The sequence below is a fragment of the Actinoplanes sp. NPDC023801 genome, assembly GCF_040639655.1.
GTDB lineage: Bacteria > Actinomycetota > Actinomycetes > Mycobacteriales > Micromonosporaceae > Actinoplanes.
Genome location: NZ_JBFAAI010000016.1, coordinates 154,411 through 174,036, shown reverse-complemented (window position 1 = coordinate 174,036; position 19,626 = coordinate 154,411). Strand labels below are relative to the sequence as shown.

Genomic DNA, 19,626 nt, shown 5'->3' with positions numbered 1-19,626 from the left:
CGTCAGCCGAGTTCGACCCTCCTCGGCCGTAGCGATCGGCTCAGCGGTCCTCCCATGCGCCGATCGCCGCCACGACATGGCCGCCCTCGCTGCCGCACCACCAGACTCCGGCCTCGCCGTGCTGCCGGGCATGGACCCCGCGCCGGTGTACGGGGCACACCGGCCACGCCGACCACAACGTGTGCATCACCGCGTCCTGCGTATCCTCCGCCACCGCCACCAGCGCGGACACCGAGTCGGCGCCGGAGCGGGGGTAGACACCGGTTCCGGTGCCCGGCTCACCGTCCCAGCTCTCCGCGTAGGCGTTGCCGTTGAGGCCGAGCTCGTCGTCCCGGACGTGCAGCCGGCAGGCGTGGGGCAGGCCGCTCGCGGCCACGTCCCGGTTCACCAGGCGCATGGCGTCCTCGAGGTGCACCAGCCAGCCCGGTTCGTCCGCGAAACCAGGCTCGAAACCGGCCGCCTCCAGCACGGCGCGGGCGAGCGCCGCCATCCGGGGCCGGCCCGCCTCGGTGCAGTCGATGCTCAGCAGCGCCAGCTCGGTGGCGTCCGCGTCGGCGGGACTCGACTCCAGCACCGAGGCCGCCAGGTCGAAGGCGTCGGTGCAGTCCGGCACGCCGGTTCGTGCCCCGGCGTACACCCGGCGGCAGAGCCGATCGAAGTCCGCGTCATCCATGCCCCCATGATCCGGCACCCGGTGGCTGCCGCGAGGTACCGCAGGCGTACTGCTTCACGCCGACATGACGGCCCGCATCGCACGGGCCGGGTTACCAGTTTCCGGCCGGACGACGCTCAGCGGGCACCGGGGTGATGATCGCGCCGGGACAGGCCGTCGAAAGCGATCGAGGTGACCGCGTCGGCGACCGAGACCGGGTCGTGGGTGCCTTCCGGGCGGTACCACTCGACAAGCGAGTTCACCATGCCGAACAGCAGGCGGCTGACCAGATCGGGGGACAGGTCGTCGCGGAGAGCGCCCTCGGCGATCGCGGCCCGCACCAGGCCGGCGAGCTGGTCGTCCAGCCACCGGCGCCGTTTCAGGGCCTCCGTCTCGACCGGTGTGTTGCCGCGTACCCGCAGCAGCAGGGTGACGGCCGGCTGGTGGGCGGCCAGGACCTCGACGGACCGGCGCACTACGCCGCGCAGCCGTTCGTACGCGCCGGTGCCGTCGGTGTCGCCGGCGGCCGCTGTGACGACCATGGTCAGTTCGTCGAGCGCGTCGTCCAGTGCCAGCCGGAGCAGATCCTCCTTGCTGGCGAAGTGGTGATAGATGGCGGACTTCGTGACACCCAGCTCGGCGGCCAGGTCACCGATGCTGGTGGCGTCGTACCCCTTGCGGTTGAACAGCCCCACCGCGGTCGAGAGAACCGTTGCCTGGTCGTGGCCGGGTCGTCCGCGTCCGCGGCGTGGCTGGGGTGATGTCACCGCGCAAGGGTCTCACGCCCCGCCCGACGGCCGGGCGGGGCGTGGGCGCCGTCAGAGGGTGAGCACGACGGTGGAGATGCTGCGGGCCGGCACGTTCACCGTGACCTGGCCGCCGCCCTCGTAGGCGGTCACCTCCAGCGGTGACGCCTTGGTGCTCTTGGCCAGGGCGACACGCTGGTGACCCGGCCGTACGTACTTGGAGAACTGGGAGACGCGTAGCCGCGCTTGAGCACGGCTCCGGCGGTGGTGCCGTAGGCGGCCTCGCCGTCACCGAGGACGAGTAGTACCGCTTGCCGTACCACCAGATGTAGGCGCTCCAGTTCGATTCCATCGACCGGTGGACCGTACGCATGATGTCGTCGAGGGTTTCGTTCCAGATCGCCGGGTTGGCACGGTTTCCCCAGATGTTCGATCCGCTGCCGTCGGCCTCGTGGAGGTTCCATTCGGTCATCCACACCGGCTTGTTGTGCTGACCGGCGAGCGGGTAGCTCTTGAGCCGCCCGGACTCCTCGGTGCCGTAGAGGTGGCCGCCGATGTAGCCGATGTTGTTGCGGGCCGTGGTGTCGTTGAGGACCGGGTCGGTGTAGCCGTAGTTGAGGTTTACGGCCTCGGCCACCATCAGCTTCGTGTTCTGCACCTTGGCGCCCTGGTCGCGGACGAAGTTGCGCAGTTCGGTGCCGCTCCAGTCCATCGAGTCGTAGTCGGGGTGCCAGTCGGGCTCGTTCTGCACCGAGGTGACGTCGATGCCGACCCCTTGTCCGCGCATGTACTGGACGTAGTTGCTGAGATGACCGGCGTAGTCGTCGTAGAAGTCGGTCCTCAGCTTGCCGCCGTTGATCCGGCTGTTGTTCGTCTTCCACGCAGCCGGTGCGGTCCATGGTGAGGCCAGGATCTTCACTCCGGAGCCGTACGATTTCGCGGTCTTCAGGGCGTTGACATGTGTCGGCCATTCGCTGGAGACCGGTGAGATCCCGGTACGCACGATCGACAGTCCCAGCTGGCCGGGGCCGAGTCCGACGAGGGTTTGCGTCTCGGCGGCCGACCAGGCGCCGCCCCAGATCGAGACCGCCGCGCCGAAGCCGTCGATCGTCTGATGACGGGTGGCGGTGTTCACGGTGATGTCCGCGGTGGCCGGCGGGCCGGTGCTCGGACTGACCGACGGCGTGCCGCCGGACGGCGTCGTGCCGCCGGTGCACGTCACGCCGTTGACCGCGAAGCTCGTGGGGGAGGGATTGCTTCCGGTCCACGTGCCGGTGAAGCCGAACGACACCGAGCCGCCGGTCGGCACCGCCCCGTTGTGGGCGACGTTGCGGGCGCTCACCCCGGCGCCGCTCTGGGTCACGGCCGCGTTCCAGGCTTGCGCGACGGTCTGACCGGCGCCGTACGACCAGGTCAGGTTCCAGCTTGTCAGCGGGTCGCCGAGATTCGTGACCGTGACGTCGGCGTTGAAACCGCCCGGCCACTGCGACGGCACACCGTATTGCACCGCGCAGCCGGCGGCCTCCGCGCCGGCCGGCAACGCGACGGCGGCCGCGGTGCCTGCCAGGAGTGCGGCGCCGGCGCTGACAATGAGTTTTCGCACGGGATGCTCCTGTCATTAAGGGCTGCCAGGCGGGGGAGTACCGACGCTACGGGAGCGCTCCCATTCCGCTCAATGCCGACCATCGGGACCGGTCGGGCGTAACGCTTTCGACGCCACGGGGGACATTGAACTTTCCGGTTCAGTGTCCTACGGTGAACCACATGGTTCAGCAAGCCGTCCTGGATCGGGTCTTCGCCGCCCTGGCCGACCCCACCCGCCGCGGAGTCCTCATCCGGCTCGGAGAGGGTCCCGCCACCGTCGGCGAGCTCGCCGAGCCCACCGGAATGACCCTGACCGGCATGAAGAAGCACGTCCAGGTTCTCGAGGACGCCGGTCTGGTCGTCACCGAAAAGGTCGGCCGGGCCCGGCAGTGCCGCCTCAGTGTCGCCCCGCTCGACGACGCGATGGCGTGGATCAGTTTCTACCAGCGGCTCTGGGGTCGTCGCCTGGACGGTCTCGACGCCTACTTCACCCTGCGCACCGAACCGAGAGGAACCGACGAATGACGCTGGAGATGCGGATGGCGCGCCAGTTGCCCGCCACGCCGGAGGAGGTCTTCGACGCCTACACCGACGCCGAGAAGCAGAAGATCTGGTTCAGCATCCTCGACGAGACGCCGGGGATCGTGGAGATCGAGGTCGACCTGCGCGTCGGCGGCCGGCAGACGGCCGTGTGGGGACCGAGCCCCGACACGCTGTTCCGGGAGACACAGACGTTCCTCGAGATCGACCGGCCGCGGCGGCTCGTCACCGAGTCCGTCGGTGTCAGCCCGGACGGCCAGTCGATGACCACCCGGATCGAGGTGTCGTTCGAAGCGGCCGGCGACGGCACGTTGATGACCGTGGTGCAGAGCGGGTTCCCCGTACCCGAGGTCCGTGACTTCTTCGCCGGTGAGGTCTGGGTCGGCGCACTGGACCGGATCGAGGCCTTCCTGACCCGCCGGTCCTCGGCGGCCGCCGATGCGTAGGCTGTCGCGGCCCGCGCTGGTGGCCGCCGCGGCCGCTCTCGCGGCGATCGTCAACGTGCTGATCCACCTCATCAGCCGGGCGGCCGGGGGCACGTTCACCTTCACCGCCGCCGGCGGCCGGGCCGAGGTCGACGCGCTCACGGTCGCCGGGTTCAGCGTCGTGCCGCTGGCTGCCGGGCTCACCGCCGTCGCCCTGCTGGCGCCGCGGCTGAGCTGGGTGAGCCGGGCCGCGCAGATCGCCGGACCGTTGCTGGCGGCCGGCACGATCGTCACGATGACGCTGCCGGCCGACTTCGACACGGTCAGCACGGTCAGTCTGGCGCTGTGCCACCTGACCCTCGTCCCGATCATCATCGTGGCCGTCGCCGCCCTCGACCGGCGTGCCGCCGAGCCCGTTCCACAGACGACCTGATGCCGGGTGCGCCCGTCGTCAGGGACGGGCGTACTCGGCACTGCACGTGATCTGCGCGGCGTAGTCGTTGACGAGATCCTGGAGAACCTGGACCTTTCGTACGCCCGGCATGTGCCGCACCTCGGTGTAGCCCGTGCAGTCGAACAGGTACCCCTCGGTCTCCATCCGGAACGAGTCGGGCAGGGTCGCCGCGTCCGTGACCTCCGGAACGTTGGGATTGATCTTTCTCAGCTCCTGATACTCGCGGAAAGCCTCGTCCTTCGACTCGAAGGTCACCTCGCCGACCGGTTCGAACAGCGGGAGTTTCGCCTCCACCGCGGCCTTCTGCTCGGCGGTGGCCTCGGCGTCGAAGTAGATGTTGACGGTGAAACGGTGCTCGGGCCGGCCGGGGAAACCGACGACCTGGAAGATCCCGAAGGCCGCGGCCGCGCCGATCAGCATCGCGAGCACCACGGTGGCAGCCGGCACGATCCGGCGGCGCCAGGCCGGTCTCCCTGCGGCGGGCGCCGGCGTCTGCGGACTGTCCGGCGTGGATTCTTCGAGTTGTTCGGAGGTGGTCACGGCGGCCGAGGCTATCAAGCGGCCGCGGCCGGCGATCATGCGATCTGCTGCCACCAGGCGTCGATCTCCGGCGGGCAGTCCACGTCGACCCGCTCGCCGGGCCGGGGGATGGCCAGCCGGACGTCGCGCGCCTTGGCCTCCCGCCACGTGCGGTCGGCCGGCTCGGACCAGTGGTGCGGGGCCAGGTCGAAGGTGGCCCAGTGCACCGGGATCATCACGCCGCCGCGGACGTCGACGTGGGTGGCCACGCCGTCCTCGGGCACCATGTGGATGTCGGCCCAGTCCCCGCCGTACGCCCCGACCTGCACCAGGGTGGCGTCGAACGGGCCGTGCTCGGCGCCGATCTCCGCGAAGCCGGGGAAGTAGCCGGTGTCGCCGGAGTAGAAGACCCGGCGGGTCGGACCCTTGATCACCCAGCTCGCCCAGAGTGTCTCGTCGCGGCTGAACCCGCGGCCGGAGAAGTGCCGGGCCGGGGTGGCGACCAGTTCGAGGCCGGCGACCCGGGCCGACTCGTTCCAGTCGAGCTCGGTGATGCGGGTTTCCGGCACACCCCAGCGCTCCAGGTGCGCACCGACGCCGAGCGGGACGACGAACATCGTGGCCTGCAGGTCGGCCAGCGCCTGGACGGTCGGCATGTCGAGGTGGTCGTAATGGTCGTGGGAGATCACCACGGCGTCCAGGGACGGCAGGTCATGCAGCCCGATCGGCGGCTGGTGCAGCCGGCGCGGGCCGGCCAGCGGGGTCGGGGAGCAGCGGTCACTCCACACCGGGTCGAGCATGACCCGGTGGCCCTCGATCTCGATCAGGGCGGTCGAATGGCCGTACCAGGTGATGTGCAACCCCCGCGCATCGGACGGGGCGGGCTCGACGAGCGGGACGGGCCGGTGGGGCCGGCGGGCGTCGCCACCGGTAAGGGCGGCCACGGCCACCCGGGGGACGGCTGACAGGGGAATGCCGGTGCTGGTGGGCACATTGTTGCGGAACCGCCCGCCGGAGAACTGGGGCGAGGACTCGACGCGGGCGCGGCGAGCGCCGGTGGCCTTCCCGCCGATCTGTGCCGCGATGTTGAACCGGTTGTCCATGGCTGGCAACTCCTTCTGTCGGCACCCTGCCTGCTGACCTCAATGTAGGCGCCGATAACAATGTAAGCAACGCATACAATGTGGTTGTCGCTTACATCACGGTAGGATGGGATCATGAAAGCCCGCCCCTACCATCACGGCGATCTCCGCTCGGCCCTGCTGACACTCGCCGAGGGCACCCTGCGCGAGCGGGGTCCCGCTGAGCTCTCGCTGCGGGAACTCGCGCGTGAGGCGGGGGTCAGCCCGGCCGCGCCGAGCCGCCACTTCAAGACGAAGCAGGCGCTGCTCGACGCCCTCGCGCTCGAAGGCTTCCAGCGCCTCACCGCGGCCCTCGACGCCAGCCTCGCGCAGGCCGGCGACACCTTCGCCCAGCGGCTGGCCGGCCTCGCCCGGACCTATCTGGCCTTCGCCACCGGCAACACCGCACTTCTCGATCTCATGTACGGGCGCAAGCACGATCCCGACGCCACAGCCGAACTCGTGGCCGCCACCGAGCGCCTGAAGAACCTGGCCACCGACCTGATCGAGTCCGGGCAGCGCCGCGGCGAGGTGCGGCCGGGGCCGGTGGACCGCCAGTCCGTACCGCTGATGGTCGCCCTTCAAGGTCTGACCGCCCTAGCCCTGACCGGCGGCTTCACCGAGGAGCAACTCGACGAGGGGGTCAGCGACACCATCGCGTTCGTCCTGCGCGGATACGCACCATGAGTGGCGGCTGCCACGGATCCCGTCAGGGGTCCGCCGGGTCGCGTCGATCAGGAGGCAGGCAGCCTCCGGCAAGCGCTACTACTTGAATTGTAGCGTCAACTACTGTTTTAGTAGTGTGATGAACGCGAGACGCGCCGCTGTCTGGACGACGATCCACGACGAACGCACCGCGCTGGCCCGTGACCTGGCCGGCCTGACGCCCCAGCAGTGGACCGCTCCGACCGCCTGCGCCGGCTGGGACGTCCACGACGTCGTGGCGCACCTGGTCGACAGTGCCAAGGCCACCCGCGCCGGTTTCGTCCGCGACATGATCACGGCCAGGTTCGATTTCGACCGGCAGAACGCCCTCGGCGTCGCCCGCGAGCGCCACGACGACCCGGCGCTGACCCTCGGCGCGTTACGGGCGGTGATCGACCGCACCAGCACTCCGCCGGCACCGATCGAGACCCGGCTGGTCGAGGCGTTCGTGCACGGTGAGGACATCCGGCGTGCGGTCGGGCTCAGCGGTGACTACCCCGCCGGCCAGGTCGCGGTGGCACTGCTGTTCCAGCTGCGCACCACCGTGAAGATGGGCGGCGGCCGGGAGCGCGCGGCCGGACTGCGGCTGGTCGCCGCCGACGAGGGCGTCGACGCGGGAAGCGGGCCGGAGGTGCACGGATCGGCGCTCGCCCTGCTGCTCGCCGTCTCCGGCCGTCCGTCCGAGCCGGGCGAGCTGACCGGACCCGGCGCCCGTACCCTCACCGGACGCCGGGTGACCGGCTGAAATACCGGCCCCCGGCGGTACGGCCTACCCTGGTGAGCTGTCACGTCCTCCAGCCCGAGGTATCCGCATGCGCCCCGTCCTTCAGCTTCTCGCCCTTCGCCTCCTGTACTTCTCGCTGGTCTTCGGGGTGCTCACCGTGGCCCCGCTGAAGCTCGACCTGCTGATGCGGATGCTGATCGCCTTCGCGGTCAGCATGGTGCTGTCGGTGTTCCTGCTGCGGCGCAACCGGCAGGAGGTCGCCGAACAGGTCGTTACCGCCGTCGACGCCCGCCGGGAACGGCGCCGCCGGTCCCCGGACCGCTGACCGGACGCCGGGTACGGAGCCGTCAGCCGCCGGGACGCTGACCGGACACCAGGCGCGGTGCCGTCAGTCCGCCGGCCGGTGACCGGACGCGGGGACCGGCACCTCGACCCAGACGACACTGCCCGTGCCCGCCGGGTGGGCGCCGTGCACATGCCCGCTCGCCGACGACGTGACCGCCGGGCCGGCGGGGGTCCGGCGGAGAACCTCGATCAGTACGGTGTCGTCGCGGTGGCTGAGGATCAGTTCACCGCCCCGTGGGTTCTCCCGGACGAGTCCGGCGACCACGGCCAGGACGTCGTCGAGGACTTCGCGGGTCAGCCGGCCGTCGAGGTATCGCCGTACCGGTTCGCGCGTGCCCGTACCGCCGGTGGGGTCCGGAAACGACAACCACAGTGAGTCCATCGACGCTCCCCTGAGCATCGCCGGGGCCACCGTGCCGGAGGGCACGGCAGCCCCGGCGGCCGTCAGCCGTGCTGCTTCCGCTGGCAGGGAACGCAGAACCGGGCATGCGGCAGCACCCGCAGCCGCTCGGCCGGAATCGGTGATCCGCAACGCTCGCAGCCGCCGTAGGTACCGTCGGCGATCCGGCGCAACGCACCGGTGATCAGCTCCAGGCTCCGGCGGGTGTCGGCAAGCAACGCCGCCCGGTCGTGGGCCTGGGCCGGGTCGCCGGTGTCGGCGTTGATCTCGGTAAGTTCCTTCAGCCTTGCCGTCTGGAAGGCGAAGTCCTCAGTCAGCGACGCTCGCACGGCGTTGTGATCCTGGCCTGGAGTCTTGGTGTCCATGGTCATCGTCGGGACGCTCCTGTCCGATGGGTTCCGGGAAACAAAAAAGGGCCGAAGCTGATGAGCTTCGCCCTGGGCGGTGATACGAGAATTCATCTCCGCCGGTGGGCCACGACCGGTCGCGACGGGGCTCGGCAGACCGTAGGTGGCCGCCGTGCCGGGAACGCGGGCGGCGATGATCCGCACCGGGGAGACATGCCGGTGGGCAGCACGAACAGCCGTCACCGCGGTGACGGCCATCTCGGTACCCGTTGACGGCATCGGACCACCATAGGCCGGGGGGCCCGAAGAAGCCAGGCGCCGCAACGCGCCGCCCGGGTTCACCGGTGCCCCGCTGTCGAAGGCGTCGTGAGCCGCCGGGGCACTGACCACCGCCGTCCCTAGCGGCAGTCGCCGACCACCTCCGAGACGCCGTGTGCCGTGTAGATCCAGCCGGCGCCCGGGACCTTCTTGAGAAGTCCGCGGCCCAACGCGCCCTTGCCGTCCTTCGCCACGCCGAACGCGGCCCATGGCCGCTGCTGGGACTGATGTTCTTCCCGTTCGCGACCCTGCTGTACGTCATCCTCTACACACCCGGCATCGGGCTCACCGGCTGGGAGTGGGGCTGGGTCGTCCTCGCGGCACTGCTCGACCTGACTCATTTCGTTGGTAGCGCCTACGCCCGCAACCGCCAAGCGGCCGGCCGGCCCGTCTGAGGCTGCCGGCCGGCCCGTGTGAGACTGCCGGGCGAGTGCGTCGCCGGTAGGGGATCGCGGTCGCGGCCGGTTGGTGGGTCGGCCGCGACCGCGATCGGTGAGGTGGCCGGCCGGGGCGCGTGTGCGGGCACGGCCCCGGGGCCGCCACCTCAGGGGGAGGTGCAGGTGAGGGCCGGCGTCCCGGGTGTGCCCGAGGCGATGAACCCGAAGGTGGTGGAGCCGTCCGCGGGGAGGTTGCCGTTCCATGAGACGTTGCGGACGCTGACGGTGGAACCCGACGAGGTCAGCGTGCCGTTCCAGACCTGGTTGATCGAGGATCCGGAGGGGAGGGTCCAGGAGACCGTCCATCCGCCGGGTGTACCACTGCCGGCCTGGACCTTGACCTCACCCTGGTAGCCGCCGTTCCAGGTGCTCGTCGCCCGCAGGGTCGCGCCACAGGGACCGACCGGGAACGACGGTGACGAGGACGGTGACGAGGAGGGCGAGGACGAGGGTGACGAGGTCGGCGAGGACGTCGGGGACGGTGACGGCGGGTTGGGTGCGGTGCTGGCCAGGCTGTGGGCGAGGTCCGGCTGGAACGAGCCGGCCGCGTACCGGCAGCCGTCCGCCTCGCCCGGCGGCTTGATCCACAGGTAGCCGTCGATGTTCGCGTCTCCGGTGTTCACCGTCGGGTATTGGCCGATCCGGCGGTCGGTGTTGTCGTCACCGCACCAGTCGCCACTGGCGCCACCGTTGCGGCTGGTGTCGATCACCTGCCGCTTCCCGCTGACACCCTGCCCGTTCAGCGCATTGATGATCGATCGGCCGTACGCCGCCTCCGCGCTGGTCGGCTGGAAGTTGGAGGCGTTGGTGTAGAACCCGTCCGCGCCGGCGATCCCGGCCGCGACGAGGCGGGAGGCCTGCTCGCCGGCGCTGTTCCAGGCGGAGTGGCCGCCGTCGAGGTAGACCTTGGCGTTGGGGTTGCCGGCCTTCAGCGTCTGGGTCGCGGTCCGCAGGGCCTGGTTGCGGGCGGCGATCTCGCTGCTGCTCAGGCAGGTGAGCAGGGCGATCGAGTCGGGTTCCAGGTTGAGGACGACGGTCCGGCTGCCCAGGTTGCGGGCGATGTTGCCGATCCAGGTCTGGTACTGGTTGAGGTCGGGGGCGCCGCCGGAACTGGCACCGCCGCAGTCACGGTTGGTGATGCCGTAAACGGTCAGGGCGGGGATCTGCCCGGCGGCGTTGGCGGCACCGATGTAGGTGGCGACCTCGCTGCCGATCGTGGAGATGTTGAAGTTCGACAGCCAGCGGGTGGCCGGCTGACTGGCGACCTTGTCGCGGATCACGGTGGCTCGCGAGTCGCCGGGGTTTGACTGCAGCCAGCGGGCGACCGGGGTGTCGGGGTCACGGTAGAGGGTTCCGGAGATCGTGCCGGCGGTGGCGGTTCCGGTGGCGATCAGGATGCCGGCCGCCGCCAGGGTGGTGCAGGCGGCGGCGATGGCTATGACGCGGGGACGGGACATCGGGGGTCACTCTCCTGGGATGCTTTGGGAGCGCTCCCAGATTAGAGGTATCGATGTCCCAGGGCAATATTCACGCAGATGGCGCCAGCTTGCCGGGACGGTCACCAGGGCGGTAGCCGAGGACGCGGCCTCGGCGGGTCACCAGGACAGCAGCAGCGGCGCGGCGGCCGCCCATGCCTGCGGCGAGCAGGAATGTGGGTACGGCACCGGGCCGCTCCCCGGTTCGCGGGCCAGGCCGGTCATCACCTCCGGCAGGCGGCCCCCCGTCCAGGAGGCGGCGGCGAGCAGACCGTCCGCGACGGCCGCCGCCCCGGCGTGGTGCCCGGCGGCCGCCAGTGCGACCGCGGTGATCGCCGTGTCGTGCGGCCACACCCCACCGCGGTGATACGACATCGGGTGATACGGCACCTGCCCGGCGGCCAGCGTGCGCACCCCCCAGCCGGAGAAGAACTCGTCGCCGGCCAGCCGGGCGGCGACAACGGCCGCCCAGTCGTCGTCGAGCAGCCCGCACCACAGCACATGACCGGCGTTGGAGGCCGCCGCGTCGACGGCCGCGCCGTTCGCGTCGAGGGCCAGCGCCACGAACCCGTCCGCCAGGCGGAAGTCGGCGGCGAACCGGTCACGCAAGTCCGCCGCGGCCGTGGTCAGCGTCGCCGACCACGCCGGGTCGTCCCACACCCGGGCGGCGAGCCGGGCCGTGCCGTGCAACGCGCGATAGGCGTACGCCTGCGCCTCGGCGACCGCGATCGGCCCGGTGGCCGGTGTGCCGTCGGCGAAGACGATCGAGTCGGCGGAATCCTTCCAGCAGTGGTGCACCAGGCCCAGCAGGTCGGTGCGGTAGCGCAGATAACCGGTGCCGAGACCGCCCGGCCCGAACATCCAGCCGGCCGCGGCGCGGGCCGCGGGCTCCAGCTCGACGACCAGCCGATCATCGCCGGTCACCTCGTGATAGGCCGCGAGCAGCATGAGGAACAGCGGTGTCGCGTCCACCGAACCGTAGTACCGGCCGTACGGCACCTCGCCCGTCGTCGCGAGTTCCCCGCGCCGGGACTCGTGAATGATCTTGCCGGGCTCCTCCACCCGGGACTCGTCCACGACCCGGCCCCGGCTGGCGGCCAGCACCCGCAACGTGCCGGCGGCCAGCTCGGGCCGGTGGTGCACCGCGAACAGCGAGGTGAGCAGGCTGTCGCGGCCGAAGACGGTGAGGAACCATGGTGCCCCGGCGGCGGGCACGACCGCACCCGGCACGCCCGGCGCCGGCATGGTCAGCGCGTCCAGGTCGGCCAGCCCCTGACGTACGCAGCGGGTCAGGTCGTCGCGGAGCACCGCGGGAGCGCGTCCGGCGGCGGGTGGCGTCACCGGCAGGGGCGGCGGTGCGGCGGGCGGTGTGGCGGTCACGGTGATCCGCAGCGTGACCGTACCCCGTGGCGGCAGCTCGACCGACCAGCGCAATCCGTCGGCGGAGACGCCGGCGGCCGGTTCGGCGCCGACCGTGGTCCCGCGGCGGAAACCCCGGCGCGCGTACGAGAAGGACAGCCGCCCGCCCGACACGTCCGTACCCCGGATCGCGTCCGACTTGTCGAACGTTCCCGCCGAGCGCAACTCGAACTGGTCGGCGAAGTCGGCCGCCAGCTCGTAGCCCAGCTCGACGGTCTGTCCGGTGGTGACGAAACTGGTCAGCTCCAGTGACTCGGCGAGGCATCCGGGCCGGACCTCGCGCCGCCGGACGATCGCGTACGGCGCATCGGCATGCCGCCCGGTGTCCGGTACGCACACCGTGCCCGCCGCGTCGCGGCGCAGCACCCGCAGGGACACCCCCGGCACGCGCAGCACCAGCCGCGACAGGTGCCGGCAGTCGTCGGCGAAGAACCCGTCCGTGCCGTCGCCGGTGACATCGCCGCCGGCGACGGCCGTGAGCAGGCAGGTGGTGCCCGCGACCACCGAGTGCCCGGTCACGGTGTGCGCAGCAGATCGAGGACCAGGGCCGCCGTCCACGCGAAACCGTCGGTGCCGTGACCGGAGCCGGTGAGCGGATCGAAATATTCCCGGAAACCCGCGTCCCGGACCCGGCCGAGCAGACGGCGGCGCAGGTCGCCGGCGAGCGCCCGCTCGCCGTGCAGGCGCAGCCCGTGCCAGAATAGCCAGCTCGTGTTGACCCAGCCGGGCCCACGCCAGTAGCGGCCCGGATCATGATCGCCGGCCGTCAGGTCGTAGGACGGCAGCGGACAGGCGTCGCGCAGCCGGAACCGGTCGCTGAGCGCCGTCTCGACCAGGGCGGCGGCGACCGGCAGGTCCGGCACGACGAGCGGCATGAGACCCCCGGCCGAGTACGACCGCAGGACGCGGCCGGTGTGCGCGTCGCGCGGGAAGAACAGGCCGGCCGCGGGGTCGTACAACATGGTGGTCATGTTCCCGGCGATCCGCGCCGCGGCCGACCGGTGCCGCTCCGGGGGCAGCCCGAGCTCCGCGGCCATCGCCGCGAGCGCGTGCTCACCGGCGGCCAGCAACGCGTTGCACAGCGGGTCCTCCACCGCGAAACCGTGCACCCCGAGCGAGTCGGCGTACCCGGCGTCCCGGTAGTCGCGCGCCAGCCGCACGTACCGCCCGTAGTCGGTGTCGGTGGGCCGTTCCCCGGCCGCCGCGTGGTCCAGGTCGCGGCGGGTGAACTCGGTGACCGGCACCGGCGTGATCCGCGCCAGCGGCACGTCCCAGGCCGGGCTGTTGTCCATCCCGGACTCCCACGGATGCACCACCGACATGAGCCCGCTGCCGGTCAGATCGCGCCGGGTCGTCAGATAGCGGTGCCACGCGACCAGCCGCGGATAGATGCGCGGCAGGAACCCGCGGGCACGGGACGCCACCGGGTCGGCGGTGTGGACCGCCCACGCCGCGAGAGCATGCGCCGGCGGCTGGACGATGCCCGACGTCGGCACCCCCGGTGCGCCGGGAGCCTGCCCGGACCGCCAGAACGACGGACCGGGGAAGTACGCGTCGGCCGGCACGTGCGGGTCGAAGACGATGTGCGGCACCCGGCCGTCCTGCCACTGCGCGCCGAACAGCGACTCCAGCTCGCGTTGCGCACGGACGGGGGACAGGTGCCGCAGCCCGATGGCGATGAACGCCGAGTCCCAGCTCCACTGATGCGGATAGAGCCGGGCGGCCGGCACGGTGGCGTGACCACGCCAGTTGGTGAGCAGCACCCGCCGGGCCGCCCGGTCCAGTTCGCCGGACGCCGGCGAGCACGCCTGCTGACGGTCCGGCTCGACAGCGGTGGCCGTCATGCCGCGACCAGCAGGTCGTGGCGGCGCAGGAAACCCGGGATCGACGCGACCGCGGTCGCCGGTTCACCGCGCAGCCGGCACTCGACGGCCAGGTGCCCCCGGTAACCCACGGCGTCGAGAGTGCCCAGCAGCGCCGCCCAGTCCAGGTGCCCGGCGCCCGGCTGGAAGCGGTTGGAGTCACTCACCTGCACATGACCCAGATGCGCCGCCGCCCGGGCCAGCGCCGACGTGGGCTCGTCCTCCTCGATGTTCATGTGGTACGTGTCGGCGAGCACCTTCACCGAGGTCAGCCCGGCCGCCTCGATCAGCTCGACCGCCTGGTCCAGCCGGTTGACCATGTGGTCCTCGTACCGATTGAGCGGCTCCAGCGCCAGGATCGCACCCTCCCGGGCCGCGTGTTCACCGAGCTCGGCGAGCCCGTCCAGCAGCACCGCCCGGTCCTCGGCCTCGCTGCGGGGCGGTTCGAACGGCGGCAGCCGGCGCGAGAACATCCCCCAGGACGCGGGCGTGCAGGCCACCGCGCCGGGACCGCCGACCTCGGCGATCACCGACAGCTGCGACTTCATCTGATCGAGGGCGTCGCGGCGCAGATCCGGGTCGAAGGCGGCGAAGAAGTGTGGCATGTCGACACAGACCGAGGGCATCGGTACGCCGTCACGGGCGGCCTGCCGCAGTTCGGGCAGCCGGTCGCGGAACCGGAAGCCGCCGTGGCCGCGCACCTCGATGCCGTCGTAGCCGGCGTCGCGGGCGAACGCGAACTTCTCCTGCAGCGTGTTGCCCGGCAGCAGCTGCTCCTGGCAAGAGATCTTGATCATGGGAATGTCAACACCACCTGAAGTGCCTCCTGTGGACTGCGGTCGAGCATCTGGAAGGCGGACGCCGCCTCGTGGACCGGGACGACGTGGCTGACCAGCCCGGCCGGGTCGATCCGCCGGTCCCGGGCGAGCCGCAGGAACGTCTGGTTGAGCCGGATCTGGTCCCAGCGCCCGGCGACGGCCGCCGGTACGCCGCCGATCTGCGAGCAGATCAGGGCCACCCGGTTGTGGTGGAACTCGTCACCGAGGCGCAGGCCGGTGCCGTCGCCCTGGTAGAAGCCGGCGGCCACCACCCGGCCGCCGACCGCGACCGAGCGGACCGCCTCATGCAGTGCCGGGTACGAGCCGCTGATCTCGATCGCCACGTCGGCGCCACGTCCGTCGGTGAGCTTGCGGATGTGCAGCCCGGCCGAGCCGTCGCGGGCGTCCAGGACCGTGTCGGCGCCGTACTCGAGGGCCTTCTCGAGGCGTGCCGGAACGGCGTCGACCGCTACGACGGTGCCGCCGGAGAGCCGGACGAGCCGGGTGGCCAGCAGGCCGAGCACGCCCTGCCCGAACACGGCGACGGTCTCGCCGAGGTGGATGTCGGCGGCCAGAACCGCGTTGAGGGCGACCGCACCGACGCGGGCGAAGGTCGCGGCGAGTGGGTCGAGGCCGGCGGGCACCGTACAGCCGCGAAGTTTCTCGGCCGGTAGGACCGCCTCGCCGCGGTGACCCCAGATGCCCCACACGTGGGTGCCGGCCGGTGGCAGGCCGGGATCGTCGGCGACGTCGGGGGCGACCTCGACCACCTGGCCGACCTCGGAGTAGCCGAGCCCGGCGACCGGATAGCTGAGGCCGCCGGCGTCCTCGGTGAACACGCGCAGGTCCGGATCCCAGGCCCGGGTGAGGTACGGGTTCGATCCGCGGTAGGCGGTCAGTTCGGTGCCGGCGGAGATTCCGGAGTAGGTGGTACGCACCCGGACGTGGCCGGCGCGCAATTGCGGGGTGGGCTGGTCGATCACCTCGACGTGGCGTGGAGAGGTGATCTGCACTGTCAGGGACACTCGGACATTTCATCGCACTAACCGCGGCCGCGCGGGCAGAACGCGGGATCTTACGTATGAGAATCGGCTGCCTTATGCCGGGTCGCCGGGCAATAGTCGCCGCCCCCGGGGGTGAAACCGGCCGTGTCGGTGGTCCGCACGCCGTACCGCGTGAGAGCCTGCTTTGCTGGTAGTCGGCCGGCGATCGTGAGCGAGCGAAGGGGTCAGCGGCCTGTGCCGACCAGGGATGGGTGGGGCCGGAACCAGAACTCGGCAGGACATCTGCTGTGGCTGGTTCGTACCGGCCGTGCCCGGACACGTGGCGAGCTGCAGAACTACACAGGCCTGTCCCGATCGACCATCACGCAGCGGATCGACGTGCTACGGGCAGCCGGCTACCTGCGCGCCGGCGGTCTCGAGGAGTCCACCGGCGGGCGCCCCGCCGAGCTGCTGGAGTTCGACACCGCTCACGGCGTGGTGCTGGTCGCCGACCTCGGCGCCAACCATGCCCGGGCCGCCGTGGTGGACCTCAGCGGGCAGCTCCTCGCCGAGGAACACGAGCCGATCAAGATAGGCAACGGTCCGGAGGCGGTGCTGTCCTGGGTCGACGGCGCGTTGCGGCGCGTGCTGACCAGGGCCGGCTGGGACGCGTGCCAGGTCCGCGGGGTCGCCGTCGGTGTTCCCGGCCCGGTCGAGTTCGACGCCGGCATGGTCACCCAGCCGCCGCTCATGCCCGGCTGGGACGGCTACCCGATCGCCGAGCGGCTGCGCCGCAGCTGGCAGCGGCCGGTCTACGTGGACAACGACGCCAATCTGATGGCGCTCGGGGAGCAGGCCGTCCACTATCCGGACTGCCCGGCGCTCGTGCTGGTCAAGGTCGCCACCGGCATCAGCGCGGGCGTGGTCATCGACGGGCAGGTCTACCGGGGCATCGACGGCGGTGCCGGCGACATCGGGCACATCCGGTTGTACGAGCATCGCGAGGCCCGGTGCGAGTGCGGCCTCTACGGGTGCCTGGCGGCGGTGGCCAGCGGCCTGGCGCTGGCACAGCGGCTCACCGCCTCGGGTACCCGCACCTCGTCGGGCGCCGAGCTCGTCGAGCGGATCCGGTCCGGGCACGCCGAGGCGGTGCACCTGGCCCGTACGGCCGGCAAGCTGGTCGGTGAGGTGCTGTCCACCGTGGTGTGCATGGTCAATCCGGCGGTCCTCGTCATCGCCGGTGACCTGGCCGACATCCACTTCGTCACCGGGGTGCGGGAGGTGCTCTACCAGTGCGCCCTGCCCCGGTCGACCCGCCATCTCGAGGTCAGCGCGAGCCGGCTCGGAGCCCATTCGGCGGTGATCGGCGGGTACGCGATGGTCGTCGACCAGGTGTACGCGCCGGCCGCGGTGGACACCGAACTCGCGCGGCTGATGCCCGCCGGAGTGCCGGTGAGCTGCTGAGGCGTCCCGCAGAATGTCCGTCATGGAATGGAACCACCGCACGCCGCCGGTCGACGTCGGACTGGTCGGCGCCGGGCCGTGGGCCGCGACGATGCACGGCCCGGTGCTGGCCGCCGGCCCCGAGACCCGGCTCGCCGCCGTCTGGGCCCGCCGCGCCGGCGCCGCCGGGGAACTGGCCGCCCGGCTGGGCACGTACGCCGCCGTCTCGTACGAGGATCTGCTCTCCCGATGTGAGGCCGTCGCCTTCGCCGTGCCGCCGGACGTGCAGGCCGAACTCGCGCCCCGCGCCGCCCGCGCCGGAAAGGCCCTGCTGCTGGAGAAGCCGCTCGCCCTCGATCCCGGCGGCGCGCGGGCCGTCGCGGAGGCCGTGGCCGAGGCGGGTGTGGTCACTCAGCTGGTGCTGACGAAGCGCTACCACCCCGCCACGCGCGCGTTCCTGAGCGCGGCGGCGGACTTCGACGCGACCGGCGCCCGCAGCCGCTACCTGCACGGCGCGTTCCTGAACGGCTCGATGGCCACCGGATGGCGGCTGACCCGCGGTGCCCTGTACGACCTCGGCCCCCACCTGCTGGACCTGGCCGGCGCCGCCCTCGGCCCGATCGAGCAGGTGCACGCCACCGGCGACAGCCGCCGCTGGATCGAACTGACCTGCCGGCACCACGGCGGTGCGGTCAGCCAGATGTCGCTGTCCGGGGCCGTCGGGCTGACGGCCTCCGACGCCGGGATCGAGCTGTACGGCCCGGCCGGGGTCCTGGCACTCGACTTCGGCGCGGTGGATCACGGGCAGTGCTGGCCGGTGCTGCGGGCCGAGTTCGCCGCCGCCGTACGCGCCGGCGTGCCGCACGTCCTCGACGTGCGGCACGGGCTGATGCTGCAGGAACTGCTCGATCGGGCCGCGGTCAGCGTCCGGTGAGGAACTCCCGCACCACCCGGTCACCCTCGGCGTTACGGCCCTGGATCGAGTGGCCCATGCCCTCGATGACGACCAGCCGGCCGTGCGGGGTGAGGGCGGCCTGCTCCCGAGCCCACTCGAGGGGCGTCGACAGGTCCCGGTCGCCGTTGATCATGAGGACCGGCATGGTGAGCCGGGAGTACGGCGGGCGCGGATTGGGCTGCGACGGCGGCCAGTACCGGCATCCGGCGATGATGCCCTGCTCCACCGCGGTCCGCGGCTCGAACGGCCACGCCTCGTCGGCGGACACCTTGGCCAGCGCCCGTTCCACGGCCGCGTCCCGGAAACGCAACGGGGTGCTCGCGTCACCCCACGGCGTGCTGCGCAGATCTCCGCAGAGCGTCGCCACGTGCAGACCGGAGCTGAACTCGGCCGGCGGCGTGAACGTGCCGTGCCGCAGGTCCTCGATGACGGAGTTCAGCGGGCCCGGGTCACCCTGCGCGGCCAGATGCAGCAGGCTGAGCACCGGGTAGAAGTTCGCGGCGGTCAGTCCCGGGTCCACGATGCTGGCGATGACCAGCAGGTCCAGGACGCCGACACCGTTGTCGTAGCGGCGTACCACCTCGGCCAGTTCGGCGGCCGGATCGTAACCGCACTGCTGTTCCCGGCAGGCGGTTCGCAGCACCTCGCCGGCCCGGCCGAGACTGTCCACGTACAGCGGGTCCAGGTCGTTCTGCGGCACCACCGAGTCCAGCACCATCCGTTCCACCCGCCGGGGATGGGTCAGGCCGTAGTGCTCGGCCACGAAACTGCCGTAGGACACGCCATCAAGCGTCCACCGGGGTACGCCCAGCGCGCGGCGCAGATCCTCCAGGTCGGCCACGGTGTCCGCGGTGGTGTAGTGGTTACGGTCGCGGCCGAGCAGGTCCGCGCACTCCCGGACCGCGGCCGGGGTGGGCGGTGTGACGTCGGAGGCACCCACCTCGGCCTGCAACCGTGGACAGTCGATCGCGCCCGCACCGGTTCCACGCTGGTCGATCATCACCATGCGGTAGTCGGTGAGCAGGTACGACAGTCGCTGCGAGATACGCGGCACCAGAGCGGGGCCGGGCTGGCCGGGGCCACCGGACAGCACCATGAGCACACCGCGCGGAGCGTCGGCGTTGTTCGCGACCGCCACCCGCAGCCGCAGCGTGCCGGGCCGCGCGCCGCTGCGGTCCAGCGGCACGGTCAGGTAGGAGCAGGTGAACGTGGCGATCTCGGCGCAGGGAGCGGAATCGGTGAGCCGGGGATGGTGACCGGCCGCGGCCGGCGCACCGGGTGGCAGGGTCAGGGCGACGCTCGTCAGAACGGCGGCGGTCCATCGGAACGCTCGGGTCAATGCTGGCACGGTTCT

The 19,626-nt window shown here is 71.6% G+C and carries 22 protein-coding genes; 9 read left to right on the top strand and 13 right to left on the bottom strand.

What is annotated here, in order from left to right; genetic code table 11:
* Window positions 1-40 precede the first annotated feature (40 nt).
* The 3 genes from AB0G04_RS27065 to AB0G04_RS27055 all read right to left on the bottom strand — a co-directional run bounded on the left by AB0G04_RS27065 (window position 41) and on the right by AB0G04_RS27055 (window position 3,001).
* On the bottom strand, window positions 41-673 hold the full coding sequence (locus AB0G04_RS27065; RefSeq protein WP_360987976.1) for a hypothetical protein: 633 nt from the start codon (window positions 671-673) through the stop codon (window positions 41-43).
* A gap of 116 nt (window positions 674-789) precedes the next feature.
* Window positions 790-1,347 carry a TetR/AcrR family transcriptional regulator gene (locus AB0G04_RS27060; RefSeq protein ID WP_360987974.1) on the bottom strand — a complete coding sequence of 186 codons (558 nt, stop codon included), beginning with the start codon at window positions 1,345-1,347 and terminating at the stop codon, window positions 790-792.
* Window positions 1,301-3,001: a cellulose binding domain-containing protein gene (locus AB0G04_RS27055; protein ID WP_360987972.1), complete on the bottom strand. Its 1,701-nt coding sequence runs from the start codon at window positions 2,999-3,001 to the stop codon at window positions 1,301-1,303. The genes AB0G04_RS27060 and AB0G04_RS27055 overlap by 47 nt, the downstream gene beginning before the upstream one ends.
* A gap of 161 nt (window positions 3,002-3,162) precedes the next feature.
* On the opposite strand from AB0G04_RS27055, the gene AB0G04_RS27050 reads away from it, so the two are divergent.
* From AB0G04_RS27050 to AB0G04_RS27040, 3 genes are read left to right on the top strand one after another with little or no spacing between them, the layout of a single operon-like run.
* Entirely contained in the window at window positions 3,163-3,507 is a 345-nt protein-coding gene (locus AB0G04_RS27050; protein WP_360987970.1) for a metalloregulator ArsR/SmtB family transcription factor, read from the top strand.
* Complete coding sequence (locus AB0G04_RS27045; RefSeq protein ID WP_360987968.1) at window positions 3,504-3,968, top strand: SRPBCC domain-containing protein; 465 nt, start codon at window positions 3,504-3,506, stop codon at window positions 3,966-3,968. The genes AB0G04_RS27050 and AB0G04_RS27045 overlap by 4 nt, the downstream gene beginning before the upstream one ends.
* Window positions 3,961-4,380, top strand: a complete 420-nt coding sequence (locus AB0G04_RS27040) for a DUF6069 family protein (protein ID WP_360987966.1) — start codon at window positions 3,961-3,963, stop codon at window positions 4,378-4,380. The genes AB0G04_RS27045 and AB0G04_RS27040 overlap by 8 nt, the downstream gene beginning before the upstream one ends.
* Before the next feature lie 18 nt (window positions 4,381-4,398).
* On the opposite strand, the gene AB0G04_RS27035 is transcribed toward AB0G04_RS27040, so the two are convergent.
* Window positions 4,399-4,941 (bottom strand): permease-like cell division protein FtsX, encoded by a 543-nt coding sequence (locus tag AB0G04_RS27035; protein ID WP_360987964.1) that lies wholly within the window; start codon window positions 4,939-4,941, stop codon window positions 4,399-4,401.
* 35 nt (window positions 4,942-4,976) lie between these two features.
* Window positions 4,977-6,023, bottom strand: coding sequence for an MBL fold metallo-hydrolase (locus AB0G04_RS27030; protein ID WP_360987962.1), 1,047 nt, complete (start codon window positions 6,021-6,023; stop codon window positions 4,977-4,979).
* A 111-nt stretch (window positions 6,024-6,134) separates the two neighbouring features.
* Between AB0G04_RS27030 and AB0G04_RS27025 the strand changes: the two genes are divergently transcribed.
* From AB0G04_RS27025 to AB0G04_RS27015, 3 genes are all read left to right on the top strand, one after another.
* The gene (locus AB0G04_RS27025) at window positions 6,135-6,728 is read left to right on the top strand and encodes a TetR/AcrR family transcriptional regulator (protein WP_360988073.1); all 594 of its coding nucleotides are present in this window, start codon (window positions 6,135-6,137) and stop codon (window positions 6,726-6,728) included.
* Window positions 6,729-6,846: 118 nt separating this feature from the next.
* Entirely contained in the window at window positions 6,847-7,491 is a 645-nt protein-coding gene (locus AB0G04_RS27020) for a maleylpyruvate isomerase family mycothiol-dependent enzyme (RefSeq protein WP_360987960.1), read from the top strand.
* Between the two features lie 67 nt (window positions 7,492-7,558).
* Window positions 7,559-7,795, top strand: a complete 237-nt coding sequence (locus tag AB0G04_RS27015; RefSeq protein WP_360987958.1) for a DUF4229 domain-containing protein — start codon at window positions 7,559-7,561, stop codon at window positions 7,793-7,795.
* A 63-nt stretch (window positions 7,796-7,858) separates the two neighbouring features.
* On the opposite strand, the gene AB0G04_RS27010 is transcribed toward AB0G04_RS27015, so the two are convergent.
* Both AB0G04_RS27010 and AB0G04_RS27005 read right to left on the bottom strand, forming a co-directional pair.
* A complete protein-coding gene (locus tag AB0G04_RS27010) occupies window positions 7,859-8,197 on the bottom strand; it encodes a hypothetical protein (protein ID WP_360987956.1) in 339 nt (112 codons plus the stop codon).
* Between the two features lie 62 nt (window positions 8,198-8,259).
* Entirely contained in the window at window positions 8,260-8,586 is a 327-nt protein-coding gene (locus AB0G04_RS27005) for a TraR/DksA C4-type zinc finger protein (protein ID WP_360988071.1), read from the bottom strand.
* A gap of 521 nt (window positions 8,587-9,107) precedes the next feature.
* Between AB0G04_RS27005 and AB0G04_RS27000 the strand changes: the two genes are divergently transcribed.
* On the top strand, window positions 9,108-9,275 hold the full coding sequence (locus tag AB0G04_RS27000; protein WP_360987954.1) for a hypothetical protein: 168 nt from the start codon (window positions 9,108-9,110) through the stop codon (window positions 9,273-9,275).
* A gap of 149 nt (window positions 9,276-9,424) precedes the next feature.
* On the opposite strand, the gene AB0G04_RS26995 is transcribed toward AB0G04_RS27000, so the two are convergent.
* The 5 genes from AB0G04_RS26995 to AB0G04_RS26975 all read right to left on the bottom strand — a co-directional run bounded on the left by AB0G04_RS26995 (window position 9,425) and on the right by AB0G04_RS26975 (window position 15,916).
* Entirely contained in the window at window positions 9,425-10,774 is a 1,350-nt protein-coding gene (locus AB0G04_RS26995) for a glycoside hydrolase family 6 protein (protein ID WP_360987952.1), read from the bottom strand.
* 138 nt (window positions 10,775-10,912) lie between these two features.
* The gene (locus AB0G04_RS26990; protein WP_360987950.1) at window positions 10,913-12,730 is read right to left on the bottom strand and encodes a glycogen debranching N-terminal domain-containing protein; all 1,818 of its coding nucleotides are present in this window, start codon (window positions 12,728-12,730) and stop codon (window positions 10,913-10,915) included.
* Window positions 12,727-14,055, bottom strand: a complete 1,329-nt coding sequence (locus AB0G04_RS26985) for a trehalase family glycosidase (RefSeq protein WP_360987948.1) — start codon at window positions 14,053-14,055, stop codon at window positions 12,727-12,729. Before AB0G04_RS26985 ends, AB0G04_RS26990 begins: the two co-directional genes overlap by 4 nt.
* Window positions 14,052-14,870 carry a sugar phosphate isomerase/epimerase family protein gene (locus tag AB0G04_RS26980; protein WP_360987946.1) on the bottom strand — a complete coding sequence of 273 codons (819 nt, stop codon included), beginning with the start codon at window positions 14,868-14,870 and terminating at the stop codon, window positions 14,052-14,054. Before AB0G04_RS26980 ends, AB0G04_RS26985 begins: the two co-directional genes overlap by 4 nt.
* Complete coding sequence (locus AB0G04_RS26975; protein ID WP_360987944.1) at window positions 14,867-15,916, bottom strand: zinc-binding dehydrogenase; 1,050 nt, start codon at window positions 15,914-15,916, stop codon at window positions 14,867-14,869. The genes AB0G04_RS26980 and AB0G04_RS26975 overlap by 4 nt, the downstream gene beginning before the upstream one ends.
* A 213-nt stretch (window positions 15,917-16,129) precedes the next feature.
* Here AB0G04_RS26975 and AB0G04_RS26970 point away from each other — a divergent pair, with 213 nt between their 5' ends.
* Window positions 16,130-17,338: an ROK family transcriptional regulator gene (locus AB0G04_RS26970; RefSeq protein WP_360987942.1), complete on the top strand. Its 1,209-nt coding sequence runs from the start codon at window positions 16,130-16,132 to the stop codon at window positions 17,336-17,338.
* A gap of 22 nt (window positions 17,339-17,360) precedes the next feature.
* Entirely contained in the window at window positions 17,361-18,251 is an 891-nt protein-coding gene (locus AB0G04_RS26965) for a Gfo/Idh/MocA family oxidoreductase (RefSeq protein WP_360987940.1), read from the top strand.
* On the opposite strand, the gene AB0G04_RS26960 is transcribed toward AB0G04_RS26965, so the two are convergent.
* On the bottom strand, window positions 18,238-19,620 hold the full coding sequence (locus AB0G04_RS26960; protein ID WP_360987938.1) for an alpha/beta hydrolase: 1,383 nt from the start codon (window positions 19,618-19,620) through the stop codon (window positions 18,238-18,240). The genes AB0G04_RS26965 and AB0G04_RS26960 overlap by 14 nt on opposite strands.
* Window positions 19,621-19,626 lie beyond the last annotated feature (6 nt).

Coding starts and splice junctions, on each gene's coding strand:
- AB0G04_RS27065 (WP_360987976.1), bottom strand. CDS start 673: ATGGATGACGCGGACTTCGATCGGCTCTGCCGCCGGGTGTACGCCGGG.
- AB0G04_RS27050 (WP_360987970.1), top strand. CDS start 3,163: ATGGTTCAGCAAGCCGTCCTGGATCGGGTCTTCGCCGCCCTGGCCGAC.
- AB0G04_RS27045 (WP_360987968.1), top strand. CDS start 3,504: ATGACGCTGGAGATGCGGATGGCGCGCCAGTTGCCCGCCACGCCGGAG.
- AB0G04_RS27040 (WP_360987966.1), top strand. CDS start 3,961: ATGCGTAGGCTGTCGCGGCCCGCGCTGGTGGCCGCCGCGGCCGCTCTC.
- AB0G04_RS27030 (WP_360987962.1), bottom strand. CDS start 6,023: ATGGACAACCGGTTCAACATCGCGGCACAGATCGGCGGGAAGGCCACC.
- AB0G04_RS27020 (WP_360987960.1), top strand. CDS start 6,847: ATGAACGCGAGACGCGCCGCTGTCTGGACGACGATCCACGACGAACGC.
- AB0G04_RS27015 (WP_360987958.1), top strand. CDS start 7,559: ATGCGCCCCGTCCTTCAGCTTCTCGCCCTTCGCCTCCTGTACTTCTCG.
- AB0G04_RS27010 (WP_360987956.1), bottom strand. CDS start 8,197: ATGGACTCACTGTGGTTGTCGTTTCCGGACCCCACCGGCGGTACGGGC.
- AB0G04_RS27005 (WP_360988071.1), bottom strand. CDS start 8,586: ATGACCATGGACACCAAGACTCCAGGCCAGGATCACAACGCCGTGCGA.
- AB0G04_RS27000 (WP_360987954.1), top strand. CDS start 9,108: ATGTTCTTCCCGTTCGCGACCCTGCTGTACGTCATCCTCTACACACCC.
- AB0G04_RS26995 (WP_360987952.1), bottom strand. CDS start 10,774: ATGTCCCGTCCCCGCGTCATAGCCATCGCCGCCGCCTGCACCACCCTG.
- AB0G04_RS26985 (WP_360987948.1), bottom strand. CDS start 14,055: ATGACGGCCACCGCTGTCGAGCCGGACCGTCAGCAGGCGTGCTCGCCG.
- AB0G04_RS26980 (WP_360987946.1), bottom strand. CDS start 14,870: ATGATCAAGATCTCTTGCCAGGAGCAGCTGCTGCCGGGCAACACGCTG.
- AB0G04_RS26965 (WP_360987940.1), top strand. CDS start 17,361: ATGGAATGGAACCACCGCACGCCGCCGGTCGACGTCGGACTGGTCGGC.